The following is a 15775-nucleotide window of genomic DNA, read 5'->3' as shown; positions in this document are numbered from 1 at the left end:
GAAGCAGGATGGCAGATGTATTTGTCTATGATGCGGTGCGCACCCCGCGCGGACGCGGCAAAAAGGACGGTTCGCTCCATGAAGTGCCGACGCCGCGCCTTGCCGCCACGACCCTGACCGCACTGCGCGACCGCAATGGTCTCGACACCAGCACCGTCGATGACATCATTTTCGGCTGTGTCGATCCGGTCGGCGAAGCCGGCGCGGTCATTCCCCGCTCCGCCGCTTTTGAAGCAGGCTACGACAACAAGGCGCCGGGGATCCAGATTTCGCGCTTCTGCGCATCCGGTCTCGACGCCATCAATCTCGGCGCGGCGAAGATCGCGCAGGGTGCTGATGAAATCGTCATTGCAGGCGGCGTGGAATCCATGTCTCGCGTCGGCATGGGCATGTCGGGCGGCTCCTGGTACATGGACCCCGCCGTGGGCTTCCCCGGCTGGTTCGTGCCGCAGGGCATTTCGGCAGATCTCATCGCTACCAAATACGGCTTCTCGCGTGACGATGTGGACGCTTATGCGGTCGAGAGCCAGAAGCGCGCCGCACATGCTTGGGAAAAGGGTTATTTCAAAAAGTCAGTCGTGCCGGTGAAAGATGTCAACGGCCTGACCATCCTCGATCATGACGAGCATATGCGCCCCGGCACGGACATGCAGTCGCTTGCCTCGCTCAATCCATCGTTCGTCATTCCCGGCGAAATGGGCGGGTTCGACGCTGTCGCGGTCCAGCGCTATCCTGAACTCGAAGAGATCAACCACGTTCACCACGCTGGCAACTCCTCCGGCATCGTGGATGGCGCGGCTGCCGTGCTTCTCGGCTCAAAAAAGGCGGGCAAGTCGATGGATTTGAAGCCGCGCGCGCGCATTCGGGCGTTCGCCAATATCGGCTCCGAACCGGCCATCATGCTGACCGGACCGGTGGACGTAACCGAAAAGCTTCTCAAGCGCGCGAAGATGACGCTCAAGGACATCGATCTGTTCGAACTGAACGAAGCATTCGCCTCGGTCGTGCTGCGCTACATGCAGGCGTTCGAAATTTCGCCCGACAGGATCAACGTCAACGGCGGCGCGATTGCGATGGGCCACCCGCTCGGCGCAACCGGTGCAATCGTATTCGGCACCGTTCTTGACGAGCTTGAACGCCGCAACCTCAACACCGCGTTGGTTACGCTTTGCATCGGTGCCGGCATGGGCACCGCAACGATCATCGAACGCGTTTAGCGCTCCCTTCCTTCTCCTGTTTACGGGGAGAAGGTGGCCCGAAGGGCCGGATGAGGGGCAACATTTTCCCGGTCGCGGACACCGCAGACCTAGTTGAGTTGATCAGGAGGAAATTCTCCAATGACATACACAAACTTCACGGTCGAAACCGATGCCGATGGCATTGCGCTCGTCACATGGGACATGCCCGGCAAGTCGATGAACGTCATCGACGAGAGCGTGATCCGCGAGCTGGACAAGATTGTTGACCAGATTGCGGGCGATGCATCGATCAAGGGCGCGGTCATCACCTCGGGCAAGGACAGCTTTTCCGGTGGTGCGGACCTCAAAATGCTTCAGGGGCAGGTGGGAGCGTTCGCTCGTGACAGCGTGAAAGATCTGGAAAAGGCGACGCAAACGCTTTTTGACAGCACCGGCCATTTGACTGGTCTTTTCCGCAAGCTTGAAACCAGCGGCAAGCCGTGGGTAGCGGCCATTAACGGCATCTGCATGGGCGGCGCGTTCGAGCTTTCGCTGTCCTGTCATGGTCGCGTTGCGGCAAATTCCGACAAGGTGAAAATTGCCCTTCCCGAAGTGAAGGTCGGCATTTTCCCCGGTGCGGGCGGAACGCAGCGCGTTCCCCGTTTGGCAGATACGCAATCTGCACTGCAGTTCCTGACCTCCGGCCAAACGCTCTCGGCGCAGAAGGCCAAGGGCATAAACCTGGTGCATCAGGTTGCTGAACCGGGTGAACTCATCAACGCCGCAAAGCAGATGATTAAAGACGGCCTCAAGCCGGTCCAGCCTTGGGACGAGAAGGGCTTCAAGCTGCCGGGCGGTCCCGTTTACTCCGCCGCAGGGGCAAATCTCTGGCCACCGGCAATAGCTATCCTTCGCCGCGAAACCTACGGCAACTATCCTGCAGCGATTGCCATCCTCAACTGCGTCTACGAGGGGCTGTTGGTTCCGTTCGACACCGGCCTCAAGATCGAGCGCCGCTATTTCACGGAAATCATGAAGTCCAAGGAAGCGGCGGCGATGATCCGCTCGCTTTTCGTCTCCTTGCAGGAGTTGAACAAGGGCGCGCGCCGTCCCGAGGGCGTTCCGGAAACCAAGTTCAAGAAGATCGGCGTTGTTGGCGCTGGCTTCATGGGCGCGGGCATTGCCTATGTCACTGCAAAAGCGGGCATCCCTGTGGTGCTGCTCGACCGCGAAGTTGCGCTGGCAGAGAAGGGCAAGGCGCACTCGGAAAGCATCATCTCCGATGCTATCAAGAAAGGCCGCGCCAAGGCCGACGACAAGGACAAGCTTTTGTCGCTCATCACGCCTACCGCAGACTACGCCGACCTGCGGGGCTGCGATCTGGTGATCGAGGCTGTTTTCGAGGACTCTCAGGTCAAGAAGGCGACCACGGAAAACACAGAGGCGGTGCTGAAATCCACCGCCGTGTTTGCTTCCAACACTTCGACGATCCCGATCACATCGCTGGCAAAGAACTCCGTCCGCCCGAAAAACTTCATCGGCATTCACTTCTTCTCACCTGTCGACAAGATGATGCTGGTGGAAATCATTCTCGGCAAAAAGACAGGTGACAAGGCGCTGGCCGTCGCCATCGACTACGTGCGGGCGATCAAGAAGACGCCCATCGTGGTCAATGACACGCGCGGTTTCTACGTGAACCGCTGCGTACTGCGTTACATGTCGGAAGCCTACAAGATGCTGATCGAGGGCGTTCCCGCCGCGATGATCGAGAATGCTGCCAAATCGGCGGGCATGCCGGTGGGTCCGCTTGCGCTCACCGACGAAACTGCGGTCGATCTGGCGCAGAAGATCATGCATCAGACAGTTCGTGACCTCGGCGAAAATGCGGTGGATCCGGCGCAGATGAAGCTCATCGACATCATGGTCGATAAGCATGGTCGCCTTGGCCGTAAAAACAGCAAGGGCTTTTACGATTATCCGCCAAAGCCCGCGAAGAAGAAGCTATGGCCCGGCCTCGCCGACCTCTATCCGCAGCGCAAGCCGGAAGAGATCGACTTCGAGGAACTCAAGAAGCGTTTCCTCACCACCATCGCGTTGGAAGCTTCGCGTGTCATGGCGGAAGGCATCGTCACCGATCCTCGCGAGGCCGATGTCGGTTCGATACTCGCTTTCGGCTTCGCGCCTTATACGGGTGGCGCAATTTCCTATATCGACTTCATGGGTACGGCAGCTTTCGTGAAGCAAGCGAAAGCGCTTCAGAAGAAATATGGTGCAGACTTCAAGGCACCGAAGTTGCTCTCGGAAATGGCCGGGACGGACGACACATTCTACAAGCGCTTCGACCCCTATAAGGACTCGTCCAAGCAAGCGGCGTAAGTCGTCATGTATGTCTGGGCGCGCCTCGCGAAGATGGCCGCGACTGCAAAAAGTCGCGGCCCATTCAACGTTGGCGATACGTCGTGCATTGCCTTCCGCTGTCTCCCCAGCGATGTCGACAGCAATCTGCACATGAACAACGCTCGCTATCCAATGCTCGCCGATGTCGGGCGGTACGATATTTTCTTCCGCAGCGGTTTGGTGAAGCTTGGGCGTGAGCGCGGTTGGGCGCCGATGATGGGCGGCATTCAATGCGTGTTTCTGCGTGAAATCAGGCTCTGGCGCCGTTTTGAACTTTTCTCCTCGCTTGAGCTTTGGCGCGGCCTGCAATTTATGGGCAAACACCGCTTTGTGCTTGAAAACGGCCAGACCGCCTGCGAAATCCTCACCACGGCAGGCATATATGATCTCCGCAATCGACGTTTTGTTGCGATTGATGAAGTGATGGTCGCATTGGGAATCAACGCCGCTTCGCGCGAACCGACAGAGGCCGAAAGCCGGTTCCTTGCATCGCACGAAGCGCTTCGCGCGCAGGCAAAATTGCCCATATCGCAAAGGCTGGACAATGCATCTCCAGCCGACTAGAACGGCAAGGTATTTTTTCCTTTCTGAGAGGTGCGCGCATGCTTTCGCATGAACGCGTCTGGGCAGCAATCGACGCGCTGGCCGCTCGCAATTCACTGTCTGCTTCTGGCCTGGCGAAACGCGCCGGTCTGGATGCGACCGCATTCAACAAATCCAAGCGTCATTCTTCGGACGGCCGGCCGCGCTGGCCCTCCACGGAGTCGTTGGCAAAGATCATCGAAGCAACCAATTCCTCTGTGGAGGAGTTTATGAGTCTGGTGAGCGAGAGCGAAACAAATCGTTCGCGCAATGTCGTTCCGTTGCTCGGCTTTGCTCAGGCTGGCGCCGGCGGCTTTTTTGATGATGGTGGTTTTCCGGCGGGTCAGGGGTTTGACACAATCGACCTTCCTGCGGGACCGGAAGAGGGTTCCTACGCGTTGAAAGTGCAGGGAGATTCCATGCTTCCGCTTTATCGCAATGGCGACGTGCTGATCGTTCGGCCCGATGCGAGCCTGCGAAAGGGCGATCGTGTGGTCGTCAAGACACGTGGCGGCGAGGTAATGGCCAAAGTGCTCGCTCGCCGCAGCAATGCAGATATGGACCTGCACTCCCTCAATCCCGAACACCCGGCGCGTCGCTTGCGCTCCGACGAAGTCGAATGGGTCGCACGCATCGTTTGGGCGAGCCAGTAACAGACGATGCAGCCTCGCAACGCAGCAATTGCCCTCGCTGGCCTTTGTCTCGCGGCCGGTGCGATTGTCTGGAGCGGTGCGCAATTGGCTGAACCGCAGCCGTCTTTTCAAGTAGACCCCGCTGACGTCAACGACGCGGCCTCGCTCGACACGCCTGAATCGCCAGCGACCGAGGACGAAACGGCCGCTGAAGGCACATCGGAATCCGAAATCGCCCCGCCGAGCGAGCCGACAGAAGCGCAGCAGCCTGCGCCGGTCGCACCTGAACCGGACCAGACTCAAGAGCAGCAGACAGGGGAACTTGAGCGTCTGCCCGCTCGTGCGCCACTCAGCGAGCTAGCCTCGCCAAAATCGCCCACGCCGCCAAAAGCGGCGATGCCGGACGAATGGAAAAGCATGCGCTTGTTCAAGCCGGTGGCCTCATCTGCCGGAACGATCGAAGCACAGGGTTACAAGATTGCGCTAAAAGGCGTCGAACCGACCGACTCTAACGAAACCTGCACGTTTGAAGGCAAGGAGTGGCCTTGCGGATTGCAGGCGCGGACCGCTTTTCGGTCATGGCTTCGGGGCCGCGCAATTGCCTGTGATGTGCCGCCTCAGCCGGACCCGCAGCTTTTGGTCGCAGCGTGCAATATGGGCAAGTTCGACCTGTCTGAATGGCTCGTTTCGAGCGGCTGGGCCAAGGCTTCGGCGGATGGTCCCTATGCGGAGGCCGGCCGCAAAGCATCTGAAGAACACAAGGGCATTTTTGGCCCTCCAGCGGCAACGGGCGGGCTTAACCTGCCGCATTTGTCCGACCCGGAACCAATGGCCTTTCCGCAGACTGGCCCCATCTTGCAAGAGCAGGAGCCGGAACCTGCGCCCGTAACCCCGCAACCGCCGCTGACAGGCGCTTTCCCGCCAGCGCCACCTTCACCGCAATAGCTGTCTTTAACCGGGAGCTTGCGACGGGCAGAGTTTTGCTGACCCCTCATCCGCCTGCCGGTTCCGCTAAGCAGCCAGCTTTCCAGCGATTGCTTTCTCGATCAGGGCGCGTGTTTCCTCGACGCCGTAGAGCGCGGCGAACGAGCCAAAGCGCGGCCCGCGTTCCTGCCCGATCAACACCTGATAGATCATCTGGAAAAACGCGACCGAAACGCCGGGGCCACCTTCAGGGCTCTGCTTGGCATGGTCCTGATAGCGCTCGATCTTGCGCGCGACATTCAGCGAGGCATTCTGGATTACTTCGCTATTTGCACCGGCGGGCAGAGCTGCCATCGCAGCGGACAGTTTCGCCAGCGCATCTCGCTCGACCTCATCAGGTACGCGATATTGCTTCGCGGGCTTCACGAAATCGTCGAAGTAGCGGATCGCATAGCCGACAAGCCGGTCAAGCTCAGGATGCGTTTCAGGCGTCACGCCAGCCGCATAGCGGGAGATGAAGCCCCACAGCACATCCTTGTTCTGCGCGTTGGATGCGCTCACCAGATTGAGCAGCAGGGCAAACGGCACTGGCAAGTCGATCGCCGGTGGATTGCCGTCATGAATATGCCAAACCGGATTACCGAGGCGTTCCTTCCAATCCTGGCGTGGATAGGCCGAGAGGAACGAATAATACTCGTCCACCGCCTTCGGAATCACGTCGAAATAAAGCTTCTTCGCCTGCTTCGGACGCTGGAACATGTAGAGCCCAAGGCTTTCAGTCGGCGCATAGGTCAGCCATTGATCGATGGTGATGCCATTGCCTTTGGACTTGGAAATCTTCTCGCCCTTCTCATCAAGGAATAGCTCGTAATTGAAGCCTTCCGGCGGGGTGCCGCCGAGAATGCGGCAGATCTTGCCGGAGGTCTTCACATTGTCGATGTGGTCCTTGCCCGACATTTCATAGTCAACGCCAAGCACCGCCCAGCGCAGCGCCCAGTCCGGCTTCCACTGCGCCTTGCAGCCGCCGGCCTTGACCGATGTTTCCCAGCGCTTGCCGGTGTCCGGATCGGTCCAAACCACCGTCGCGCGTTCGGGATGAACCTCGTCAATCGGTACCTGCATGACAACGCCCGTTTCGGGATGGATCGGCAGGATCGGCGCGTAGGTCTTGCGGCGCTCCTCGCGCAGCGTCGGCAGCATGACAGCCATCACCTTGTCATACTGCTCAAGCATCCGCACCAGCCCGTCATCGAAGCGGCCAGACGTGTAATAATCCAGCGCTGATGCAAACTCGTAGTCGAAGCCGAACGTATCGAGGAAGCGGCGCAGCATCGCATTGTTGTGGTGGCCGAAGCTCTCATACTTGCCGAACGGGTCCGGCACGCGGGTCAGCGGCTTGCCCATGTGCTGTGCCATCATATCGCGATTTGGCACGTTTTCCGGCACCTTGCGCATACCATCCACATCGTCGGAGAAGCACAGCAGCTTGGTGTTCACCTTATCTTCCGTCAGAACACGGAACGCGTGCCGCACCATCGAGGTGCGCGCGACCTCGCCGAACGTGCCGATATGCGGCAGGCCGGATGGCCCATAGCCGGTCTCGAACAGCACCGTTTCTGGATAATCGCGACCTTTGTAACGCTCGATGATCTTGCGCGCTTCCTCAAACGGCCACGCTTTGCTTTCGGCTGCTGCGGCCAGAATTTCGGGGCTTAGATCAACTGCATTCAAACGGGTCATGAATTCTTCCTTCGCCTTGCCCGGCGGAAAGCGATGGCTTTAAGCGCCGCAAACGCACGCGTCAACGATTCTGGTCTTTTTCCTTGCCGTGGAGCAGAAGGCTACCTACCTTCCGCGCTCCAAAGGAGCAATTCATGTCACTGCCTTCCGTTCACGAAGCACTTATCTACCTGATGATCGTAACCTCCGCGTCAGATCGCGACATGGCGGACATCGAACTGGGAAGCATTGGCGAAGTGGTCCGCACCTGGCCGATCTTTGAAGATTTCGACAAGTCGAGGCTGCTGGACGTTGCGCAGGATTGCCAGGTTCTGCTCAGCGCCAATGATGGCCTTGAGCATGTGCTTGAACTCGCGCACCAGGTCATTCCCACGCGTCTGCGTGACACGGCCTACGCCGCGGTATTTGAAGTCGCCGCCGCCGATCTGGAAATGCGCCTCGAAGAAGCGCGCATTCTGCAGCGCGTTCGCGAGCATCTGGATATCGATGCGCTAAGCGTGGCAGCCATTGAAATGGCGACGAAGGCTCGCGTCAGAACGCTGACCTAAAAGAACCCGACAGGGAAATATCGCAGATAGAGTTCAGTCATGGTCCCCTTGGAGGAAATCGCCTGCAAGGCGTAGTCGAACGCATCGACCAGCGCGCGATTTTCCGGCGTGGTTGCAATCGACAGACCCTGCCCAAGAAACTCCGGGGCCAGATAGGGGCCGCCCGCAAAGCTGCAGCATCCTTGCTGCTCCGGGCCACTGAGCCAGAAGCTAAGCTGCATGCCGTCACCGAAAACCGCGTCCAGCTTGGCGTCGCGCAAATCGCGATACATCCAGTCCGGCTGGTCGTAGGTGATCACCTTCACCCCCGCAAAATAAGCTCGCAGCATCCGCTCATGCGTCGAACCTGCGATCACCCCGACACGCTGGTTCACCAGCCGATCCGCCATCGGTTCATCCAGCGGCGATGCCCGGCGCGTCACGAACCGTGCAGGAAAAATCATATAGGGCCGCGAGAAGGCATAGGTGGCGCGGCTCTGCGCAGTGACCGAAATGCCCGCCAATATCGCTTCGCCTTCACCCTTTTCTAAAGCAGTCTGCAACTCGTCCCACGGCAATGCCTGAATTTGGCAACGATCCGCCATGCTCAACTCTGCACAAATGGCGCGTGCCAGATCGACGTGAAAGCCGCTCAGGCGTCCGCCATCGTCAAGAAAATTGAACGGTGGAAAATCCGTCGTTGTCAGAAAGCGCAGCCGCTGCACCTGCGAGAGATCGGGCTTCGGCAGCCGTTCTTTTGCATCCCATAGTGCGGGCAGGCCGGATTCCGCTGCGGCGAGAGGCTGCGCGACCATAAGCAAGGCCGCCGCCGCGAATGCGCGAATGCTCGCTCTCAACGCCTTCAAGCACTTTTGCTGCACTGATTCGCTCAAAATTTTGCCTGCGCCAATCATACGCACAGCCATTGCCGCGAAGGGCATTGGTTTTCAAATAAATTAGCAATATCTAATATTATACCGCACCGCCCTTGGAATTGCCGCCCCGATGCCGCCGCTCGAACTTCCTGCATTAGTAAAACGCGCAGCCATCACCGGCGCGGCTAACGCCAATCCACCGGACAGTATCGATGCCAATGCAAGTCCGTTTGACGCGGAAGAAAAAGCCGCACGCCTTTTGGCGGCTCAGCTGGGTTTGCAATTTCTGCCAAGCCTCAATGGCACACAAATTTCCGGCCGCGAGGAAGACTGCCTCGAACTGCTAAGGCGCGAGGGGCCGCAGGTCTGGGCATGTATCGACGGCGCTTCAAGCACGCCCAGTGCCGTCGTCGTCCCAAATTCGCGCGCCGCGCACGCGCTGCAACCGACACGAGCATCGGCGCATCCGCTTAAATCACGCATCCGCGTAGCGACAGCGCGCACGGTGCGCAAAGCCTTGCAGGAACGTGCTGCCAAAGCGCTTACCTATTTCGCAACCAACGGGCTGTTCGATTTGATGCCGGGCTATTCCGCGCGCATTCGTATCAATTCAACGCAAGGTGTCATGGTTGGTTCAGCCTTCGTGGTGCTGGCACAACTGTTGTGGTTTCATTTTCAGATTGCCCTGCTGACACTGCATGTTCTGGCGACGGTGTTTTTCGTAGGCTGCACCATATTGCGGTTTGCCGCTGCGCTTCAACCTGCGCCCAGGATTGCCAAGATACCACCGCCGTTACGGCCCGAACCTGTCTACACCGTGCTCGTGGCGTTGTGGCGCGAGGCAAACATGGCGCCGCAATTGCTCGAAGCGCTTTCTGGACTTGATTGGCCGAAAGACCGTCTCGAAATCAAGCTGATCTGCGAAGCAGACGACCCTGAAACCATTGCTGCAATTGAATCGTATCGGCTGGCTGCTGCGGTCGAAATCATTGCCGTTCCGGCCTGCGATCCCCGCACGAAGCCCAAGGCGCTTCGATATGCCATGCCGATGATCCGCGGCGAGTTCGTCGTGCTTTACGATGCTGAAGATATTCCCCACCCGAAGCAATTGCGCGAGGCATTTGGCGTGTTCGACCGGTCCCCGCTTACGCTCGGATGCCTTCAGGCGCCACTGGAAATCGTCAATGGTCAAAAGAACTGGCTTACGCGATGCTTTGCCTTTGAATACGCGGCCTTGTTTCGCGGGTTGGTGCCTTGGCTGGCGTCGAGGCGGCTTGTCTTCCCACTCGGCGGCACATCAAACCATTTTCGTCGCGCGGTATTGGAAGCCGTTGGCGGCTGGGATCCGCACAATGTCACCGAAGATGCGGACCTTGGCATCCGGCTCGCGCGCATGGGATATTCCGCTGGAACCCTCACCCATCCCACCTATGAAACAGCACCTGATGTTTTAAGCGATTGGTTTCCCCAGCGCGCCCGCTGGAACAAGGGCTGGCTGCAAACCTGGCTGGTTCACATGCGCTCACCCGCGCAACTCATCCGGGATCTCGGCGTCGGATCATTTCTCATCACGCAATTCGTTCTGTTTGGGATGGTCTTTTCCGCAATCATCCATCCTTTGATGGTTTTGGCGATACCTTACTTTCTCTATGTCGTCGTGTTCGGAATGCCGCTCACATCACTGGACCGGTGGCTTGTCGGCGTAGACCTTCTCAGCATCATTGGCGGATATGCCGGCTTTCTGTTCCTCGGCATCAGCCGCATGCGCGGCGCGGAGCGCGCGGATATCTGGAGCATCGTCGCGGCCACGCCTGCATATTGGCTGCTGATTTCACTCGCTTCGTGGAAGGCTTTGCGCGATCTGTGTCTCAGACCCTTTCATTGGGACAAGACCAGTCACAAGCCGTTCACCTTCACACCGTGAAAGGCGTCAGTTCTTCAACATCGCCTTGCCGCGCCCGATGATCTTCGGGTCCGCCTCGCCGATGCGTTTCAGGTCGCGATCCTCATAATCGATGCTCTTGAGAATGTGCCGGATTACCTCCAGCCGCGCGCGGCGCTTGTCGTTTGAATGCACGACGATCCACGGCGCATCATTCGTATCGGTCGTGTCGAGCATCAGGTAAAGGGCTTCGGTATATTCTTCCCACTTGGTCATGCCGGCTACGTCCATCGGCGAGAATTTCCAGACGGTTAGTGGGCTATGCCTGCGGTCGTGGAAACGCTTCAGTTGCATTTCCTGACCAATGTTTAGCCAGAACTTGAAAAAGAGCGTTCGGTCACTGGTAATCAGCTTTTCGAAATGCGGCGTTTCAGCCAGAAACTTTCGATGTTGCTCAACCGTGCAGAAGCCCATGACAGGCTCTACGCCAGCCCTGTTGTACCAGGAGCGGTCAAAGGTGACCAACTCGCCCGCGGTTGGGAATTGCGCGACATAGCGCTGATAATACCACTGGCCGCGCTCGGTTTCAGTCGGCTTGGTCAAAGCGACATCGCGCGCCTGGCGAGGGTTCATGTACTGGCGCACCGCGTCGATTGTTCCGCCCTTTCCGGCGGCATCGCGGCCTTCAAAAACAACCAGCACCCTGTTGCCGGTCTTTTGAAGCCACACCTGCATTTTCACGAGTTCCATTTGCAGCGTTTCAAGCTGCGTCTCATATGCGTCCTTGTCCATCTTGTCGTGATAAGGAAAGCCGCCGGAGGTCAGCGCCTTTTTCTTGATCCAGCCCGGTAGGTCGGGGTTGTTGATGTCGAACGTGCGTTCTTCGCCCGCGACTTTTATGCGAATCGCACCGGCCTCGACCGTTTGTGTGCTTGCCGCGGCTTCTGCTTTCTTCGCCTTTTTCATGACATCATCCTGTTGCGGTTCGCTGAGCATGATATTGGTTGGCGATATGTGTAAGGCCGGTGTCGCACCGGATGCAACAGATGCAGGACATAGTGGTTAGCGATAGGTCAGAGACGTTTCTGGAGCAGGCACTGGGCTTGTTGGGCTTAAGATCAGGAAAAAGCCAGAACGCGGGGGCGGCATCAGGTCCGACAGGCGAAAGCGCAGGCTATTCCGCCGTCGATCTTGCTGCAGCTCTGGATGATCCCGTTCTGCTTATCGATCCGCTGGCAAATGTAACATTCGCCAATTCCAGCGCGACACAGGCGTTTGGTACGTTCACGCTTGGCAGGTCGCTCTTCCTGCGGTTTCGCGCGCCGGAAATACGCGAACTTGTGGAAGGCGTGCTTGCGTCTGGTCAAACTGCATATTGCGAATTTGCCGAGCGCCTGCCCATCGAGCGCGCTTACAAGGTGTTTGCCGCCCCGGTCGGCGCGGGCACGTCGCTGTTCGCTGTCGTGTTCAAGGACCAAAGCGAAACACGCCGCATCGACCGCATGCGCGCGGATTTCATCGCCAATGCCAGCCATGAATTGCGTACGCCGCTTGCGTCCATTTCCGGTTTCATCGAAACGCTGCGCGGCCCGGCCCGTAACGATCCCAAAGCACAGGCCCAATTTCTCGACATCATGCAGGCGCAGACCGCGCGCATGGCGCGGCTGATCGATGATTTGCTGTCTTTATCGCGGTTGGAAATGAAATCGCGCATCGACCCCGCGCGAACCGTGGACCTCAAGGCTCTGCTTGACCGCGTTGTCGATACGCTCACACCGATGGCTACGGAAGTCTCGATAATCATCGAGCGGCGGTTCGGCGCAGGCCGCATCATCGTCGCGGGCGATGCTGACGAGCTTACGCAAGTATTCGAAAACCTGATCGAAAACGCCTGCAAATATGGCCAGTCCGGCGGGCGCGTGATCGTCAGCATAGAACTCGCGTCGGACGAGGTTCAAATATCAATCACGGACTTTGGTCCGGGCATCGCTGACGAGCACATTCCGCGCGTCACGGAGCGCTTCTATCGTGTGGAGCAGGACGGCGTTCCGGCACAGAAGGGAACCGGCCTCGGACTTGCAATCGTCAAGCACATTTTGACCCGTCACGGAGGCAGGCTATCCATCCGCTCGAAAATCGGAGAAGGCACAACGTTCACAGTCCACTTGCCTCACCAGGACAAGAGTTGACCCGTGCTCAGTGACATTCTTTTTTCTGTCATGCATACCGGCTAAATTAACTGCTCGTGGAGCATCAAGAATTCCGCGCGGGGTGGAAAAATGAATTCGATTCATATCGTCAGTGCGTTTGATGGTGATCTGCATTATCTGGCAAACAAGCTTGCCACGATGGGCGGGCATGCCGAACGCATGGTCGATCAGGCGGTCGCCGCTCTGGTTGCAAACGACGCCGTTCTCGCCCGCAAAGTTACTGAAGACGACCGCATTCTGGACGAAGCCCAGCGCGACATAGACGAGAAGTCGATTGTCATCATAGGCAAGCGTCAGCCCATGGCGTCGGACCTTCGCGAGATCATCGGCGCTATCCGCATTGCCGCCGATCTGGAGCGCGTTGGCGACCTCGGCAAGAATGTTGCCAAGCGTGTGCTGGCAATTGGCAGTGCGTCTCAACCTGTTCGCTTGTCGCGCGGCATTCTCGCACTATCTGAACTTGCGCTTGTACAACTCAAAGAAGTGCTGGACGCTTACGCTTCCCGTTCGGTCGAGCGGCTTTCCGCAATGCGTGATCGTGATGACCAGATCGACGCGATGTACACCTCGCTGTTCCGCGAGTTGCTGACCTATATGATGGAAGACCCGCGCAATATTGCGCCCTGCACGCATCTGCTGTTCTGCGCCAAGAACATTGAGCGCATTGGCGATCACGCCACCAATATTGCAGAAACCGTTTATTACATCGTCACCGGGCAGCAGATGCCGGTGGAGCGCCCGAAAGACGACAGGAGCCACACCCTGTCGTCCGAAAAACTCAAAAGCTAGACCTTAGCGAAGGCGCCGACGTTCCGAAGCGGGCTGGAAAGCCACCCTGGCGTGGTAGGCGCAATATGGTCCGCTTTCGCCCGACTGATTTCCGCAGAAGCTGAACTCCTCGGTCAGCGGATCGCCGTTCGGCCATTTGCAAGTGCGTTCCGTCAGGTCCACCAGCGAAAGGCGGCGCGAAATTGGCACCACGACATTTTCCGCCGGGCGAAGCTGGCGATGCACGACAGGCTCGGCATCGAATTGCGCCTGTAGGGCCGTCGCGCCAATGCTGGTGGTCACGACGCGCTGCACCGTCGCCTTCACCACCGTCTTGGTCACGGTGCTAGGCGCCTTTTTCTGGCGTGTCGTCGCGGTCGTCGTGCGGCCACGGCTGGAAAGTTTCAGGCGATGCACCTTGCCGATCACGGCATTTCTGCTCACGCCGCCCAGCTGTGCTGCAATGCGGCTCGCGCTCAAACCTTCCGACCAATACTTACGCAACAATTCTACGCGCTCGTCAGTCCATTCCATTTGCATGCTCCTGCAGAATTCGCCTGCTGGAATCCAATCACGCTCAGCCAGAGCCGAGTGGGGCCACCACATCTATGACCTGAATTAGATCCGCCGCACGAAATCTAGTTTTCTTGTGTCCAATTACCCCATCGCCTGACTCCGTGACAAGAGTCATGGGGCCGATGCGATTCGCTTTTTGCGGTTTTCCCCAACTTGGGGCGTTTTTCACTTTCAGACTGCTTGAAACTCAAATTGAGCTTTTCGTTGACTTGGCGGCCAAAAAAACCAATATCGGTGCTCTGGCCGCCGTTTGGGCGGCCTTTTTGGTTCCGGCAACACCTACTTCCGGCAGATAAATAATGACGACGAATCCGCTTTACGAGACCTTCGCCCGTGCACCACTCGCTTTCGACCGCGGCGAAGGCTGTTGGTTAATCGCAGAAGATGGCCAGCGATATCTCGATCTTGCGGGCGGAATTGCCGTCAATTCGCTGGGTCACAGCCATCCGCACCTCGTTGCGGCGTTGGTCGAGCAGGCCGGCAAGCTGTGGCATGTCTCCAACCTGTATCACATTCCGGGGCAGGAGCGTCTTGGCGAGCGGCTGGTTGAGGCGAGCTTCGCAGATAAGGTGTTCTTCACCAATTCCGGCGCGGAAGCGCTGGAATGCGCGATCAAGACCGCGCGCCGCTACCAATATGTAAAGGGCCATCCGGAGCGCTATCGCATCATCACCTTTGAAGGTGCGTTCCACGGTCGTACACTGGCCACCATCGCTGCTGGCGGTCAAGCCAAGTATCTGGAAGGCTTCGGCCCCAAGGTCGATGGCTTCGATCAGGTTGCGTTTGACGATATCGACGCCGCCGAAAAGCTGATCGGGCCGGAGACAGCGGCCATCCTGCTTGAGCCGGTGCAGGGGGAGGGCGGTGTGCGCTCTTTCCCGCCAAGTTCGCTCAAGCGCGTGCGTGAATTGTGCCACAAGCACGGCCTCCTGCTTATATTTGACGAAGTCCAGTGCGGTATCGGTCGCACCGGTAAGCTTTTCGCGCATGAGCTCGCAAATGTGACGCCGGACATCATGGCCATTGCCAAGGGCATCGGCGGCGGCTTCCCGGTTGGCGCTTGCCTTGCCACGGCCGAAGCGGCATCGGGCATGACTGCTGGTGTGCATGGCACGACCTTCGGCGGCAATCCGCTTGCGATGGCGGTCGGCAATGCCGTTCTCGATGTTGTGCTGGAAGGCAATTTCCTTGACGAGGTTGCTCGCAAAGCGTTGCTGTTCAAACAGGGATTGGCCGCTGTCGCGGACGAATACCCGAACGTGATCGAAGAAATTCGCGGCACCGGCCTCATGCTTGGTCTCAAGTGCAAGGTGCCGAACACAAAGTTCGTTCAGGCGCTGCGCGACGAGAAAACGTTGAGCGTTGGCGCGGGCGACAATGTCGTGCGTCTGCTTCCGCCGCTCACAATATCGGATGAAGAAATCCGCCAGGCTGTGGAGCGCATCCGCGCCGCCGCGAATAGCCTATCGAAGGCAGGTTGATCA

14 protein-coding genes are annotated in these 15775 nt (G+C 58.4%); 10 read left to right on the top strand and 4 right to left on the bottom strand.

Annotation, left to right across the window (positions count from 1 at the left end):
- The first annotated feature begins 8 nt into the window (after positions 1 to 8).
- From DY251_RS13285 to DY251_RS13265, 5 genes are all read left to right on the top strand, one after another.
- Positions 9 to 1217, top strand: coding sequence for an acetyl-CoA C-acetyltransferase (locus tag DY251_RS13285; RefSeq protein WP_116624383.1), 1209 nt, complete (start codon positions 9 to 11; stop codon positions 1215 to 1217).
- 120 nt (positions 1218 to 1337) lie between these two features.
- Complete coding sequence (locus DY251_RS13280; RefSeq protein WP_116624382.1) at positions 1338 to 3554, top strand: 3-hydroxyacyl-CoA dehydrogenase NAD-binding domain-containing protein; 2217 nt, start codon at positions 1338 to 1340, stop codon at positions 3552 to 3554.
- 6 nt (positions 3555 to 3560) lie between these two features.
- A complete protein-coding gene (locus DY251_RS13275) occupies positions 3561 to 4139 on the top strand; it encodes a thioesterase family protein (RefSeq protein WP_116624381.1) in 579 nt (192 codons plus the stop codon).
- A gap of 38 nt (positions 4140 to 4177) precedes the next feature.
- Positions 4178 to 4810, top strand: coding sequence for a S24 family peptidase (locus DY251_RS13270; protein WP_116624380.1), 633 nt, complete (start codon positions 4178 to 4180; stop codon positions 4808 to 4810).
- Between the two features lie 6 nt (positions 4811 to 4816).
- A complete protein-coding gene (locus tag DY251_RS13265; protein ID WP_116624379.1) occupies positions 4817 to 5734 on the top strand; it encodes a thermonuclease family protein in 918 nt (305 codons plus the stop codon).
- 66 nt (positions 5735 to 5800) lie between these two features.
- On the opposite strand, the gene DY251_RS13260 is transcribed toward DY251_RS13265, so the two are convergent.
- Positions 5801 to 7453: a lysine--tRNA ligase gene (locus DY251_RS13260; RefSeq protein WP_116624378.1), complete on the bottom strand. Its 1653-nt coding sequence runs from the start codon at positions 7451 to 7453 to the stop codon at positions 5801 to 5803.
- A gap of 134 nt (positions 7454 to 7587) precedes the next feature.
- On the opposite strand from DY251_RS13260, the gene DY251_RS13255 reads away from it, so the two are divergent.
- Positions 7588 to 8001, top strand: coding sequence for a tellurite resistance TerB family protein (locus DY251_RS13255; protein WP_116624377.1), 414 nt, complete (start codon positions 7588 to 7590; stop codon positions 7999 to 8001).
- Here the strand turns inward: DY251_RS13255 and DY251_RS13250 are convergent.
- Complete coding sequence (locus DY251_RS13250; RefSeq protein ID WP_116624446.1) at positions 7998 to 8795, bottom strand: ABC transporter substrate-binding protein; 798 nt, start codon at positions 8793 to 8795, stop codon at positions 7998 to 8000. The genes DY251_RS13255 and DY251_RS13250 overlap by 4 nt on opposite strands.
- Positions 8796 to 8985: 190 nt before the next feature.
- On the opposite strand from DY251_RS13250, the gene DY251_RS13245 reads away from it, so the two are divergent.
- Entirely contained in the window at positions 8986 to 10779 is a 1794-nt protein-coding gene (locus DY251_RS13245) for a glycosyltransferase family 2 protein (RefSeq protein WP_116624376.1), read from the top strand.
- A 6-nt stretch (positions 10780 to 10785) separates the two neighbouring features.
- On the opposite strand, the gene ppk2 is transcribed toward DY251_RS13245, so the two are convergent.
- A complete protein-coding gene (gene ppk2 / locus DY251_RS13240) occupies positions 10786 to 11703 on the bottom strand; it encodes a polyphosphate kinase 2 (protein WP_116624445.1) in 918 nt (305 codons plus the stop codon).
- 80 nt (positions 11704 to 11783) lie between these two features.
- Between ppk2 and DY251_RS13235 the strand changes: the two genes are divergently transcribed.
- Both DY251_RS13235 and phoU read left to right on the top strand, forming a co-directional pair.
- Entirely contained in the window at positions 11784 to 12926 is a 1143-nt protein-coding gene (locus DY251_RS13235; protein ID WP_245415954.1) for an ATP-binding protein, read from the top strand.
- Positions 12927 to 13016: 90 nt separating this feature from the next.
- Positions 13017 to 13736: a phosphate signaling complex protein PhoU gene (gene phoU, locus DY251_RS13230; RefSeq protein ID WP_116624374.1), complete on the top strand. Its 720-nt coding sequence runs from the start codon at positions 13017 to 13019 to the stop codon at positions 13734 to 13736.
- A 3-nt stretch (positions 13737 to 13739) separates the two neighbouring features.
- On the opposite strand, the gene DY251_RS13225 is transcribed toward phoU, so the two are convergent.
- Positions 13740 to 14249 (bottom strand): GcrA family cell cycle regulator, encoded by a 510-nt coding sequence (locus DY251_RS13225; RefSeq protein ID WP_116624373.1) that lies wholly within the window; start codon positions 14247 to 14249, stop codon positions 13740 to 13742.
- Between the two features lie 341 nt (positions 14250 to 14590).
- Between DY251_RS13225 and DY251_RS13215 the strand changes: the two genes are divergently transcribed.
- Positions 14591 to 15772 carry an aspartate aminotransferase family protein gene (locus tag DY251_RS13215; protein ID WP_116624371.1) on the top strand — a complete coding sequence of 394 codons (1182 nt, stop codon included), beginning with the start codon at positions 14591 to 14593 and terminating at the stop codon, positions 15770 to 15772.
- Positions 15773 to 15775: the final 3 nt, after the last annotated feature.

The sequence above is a fragment of the Mesorhizobium denitrificans genome, assembly GCF_003403035.1.
Classification (GTDB): Bacteria; Pseudomonadota; Alphaproteobacteria; order Rhizobiales; family Rhizobiaceae; genus Mesorhizobium_G; species Mesorhizobium_G denitrificans.
This window is presented reverse-complemented; position numbering and strand designations above follow the sequence as displayed.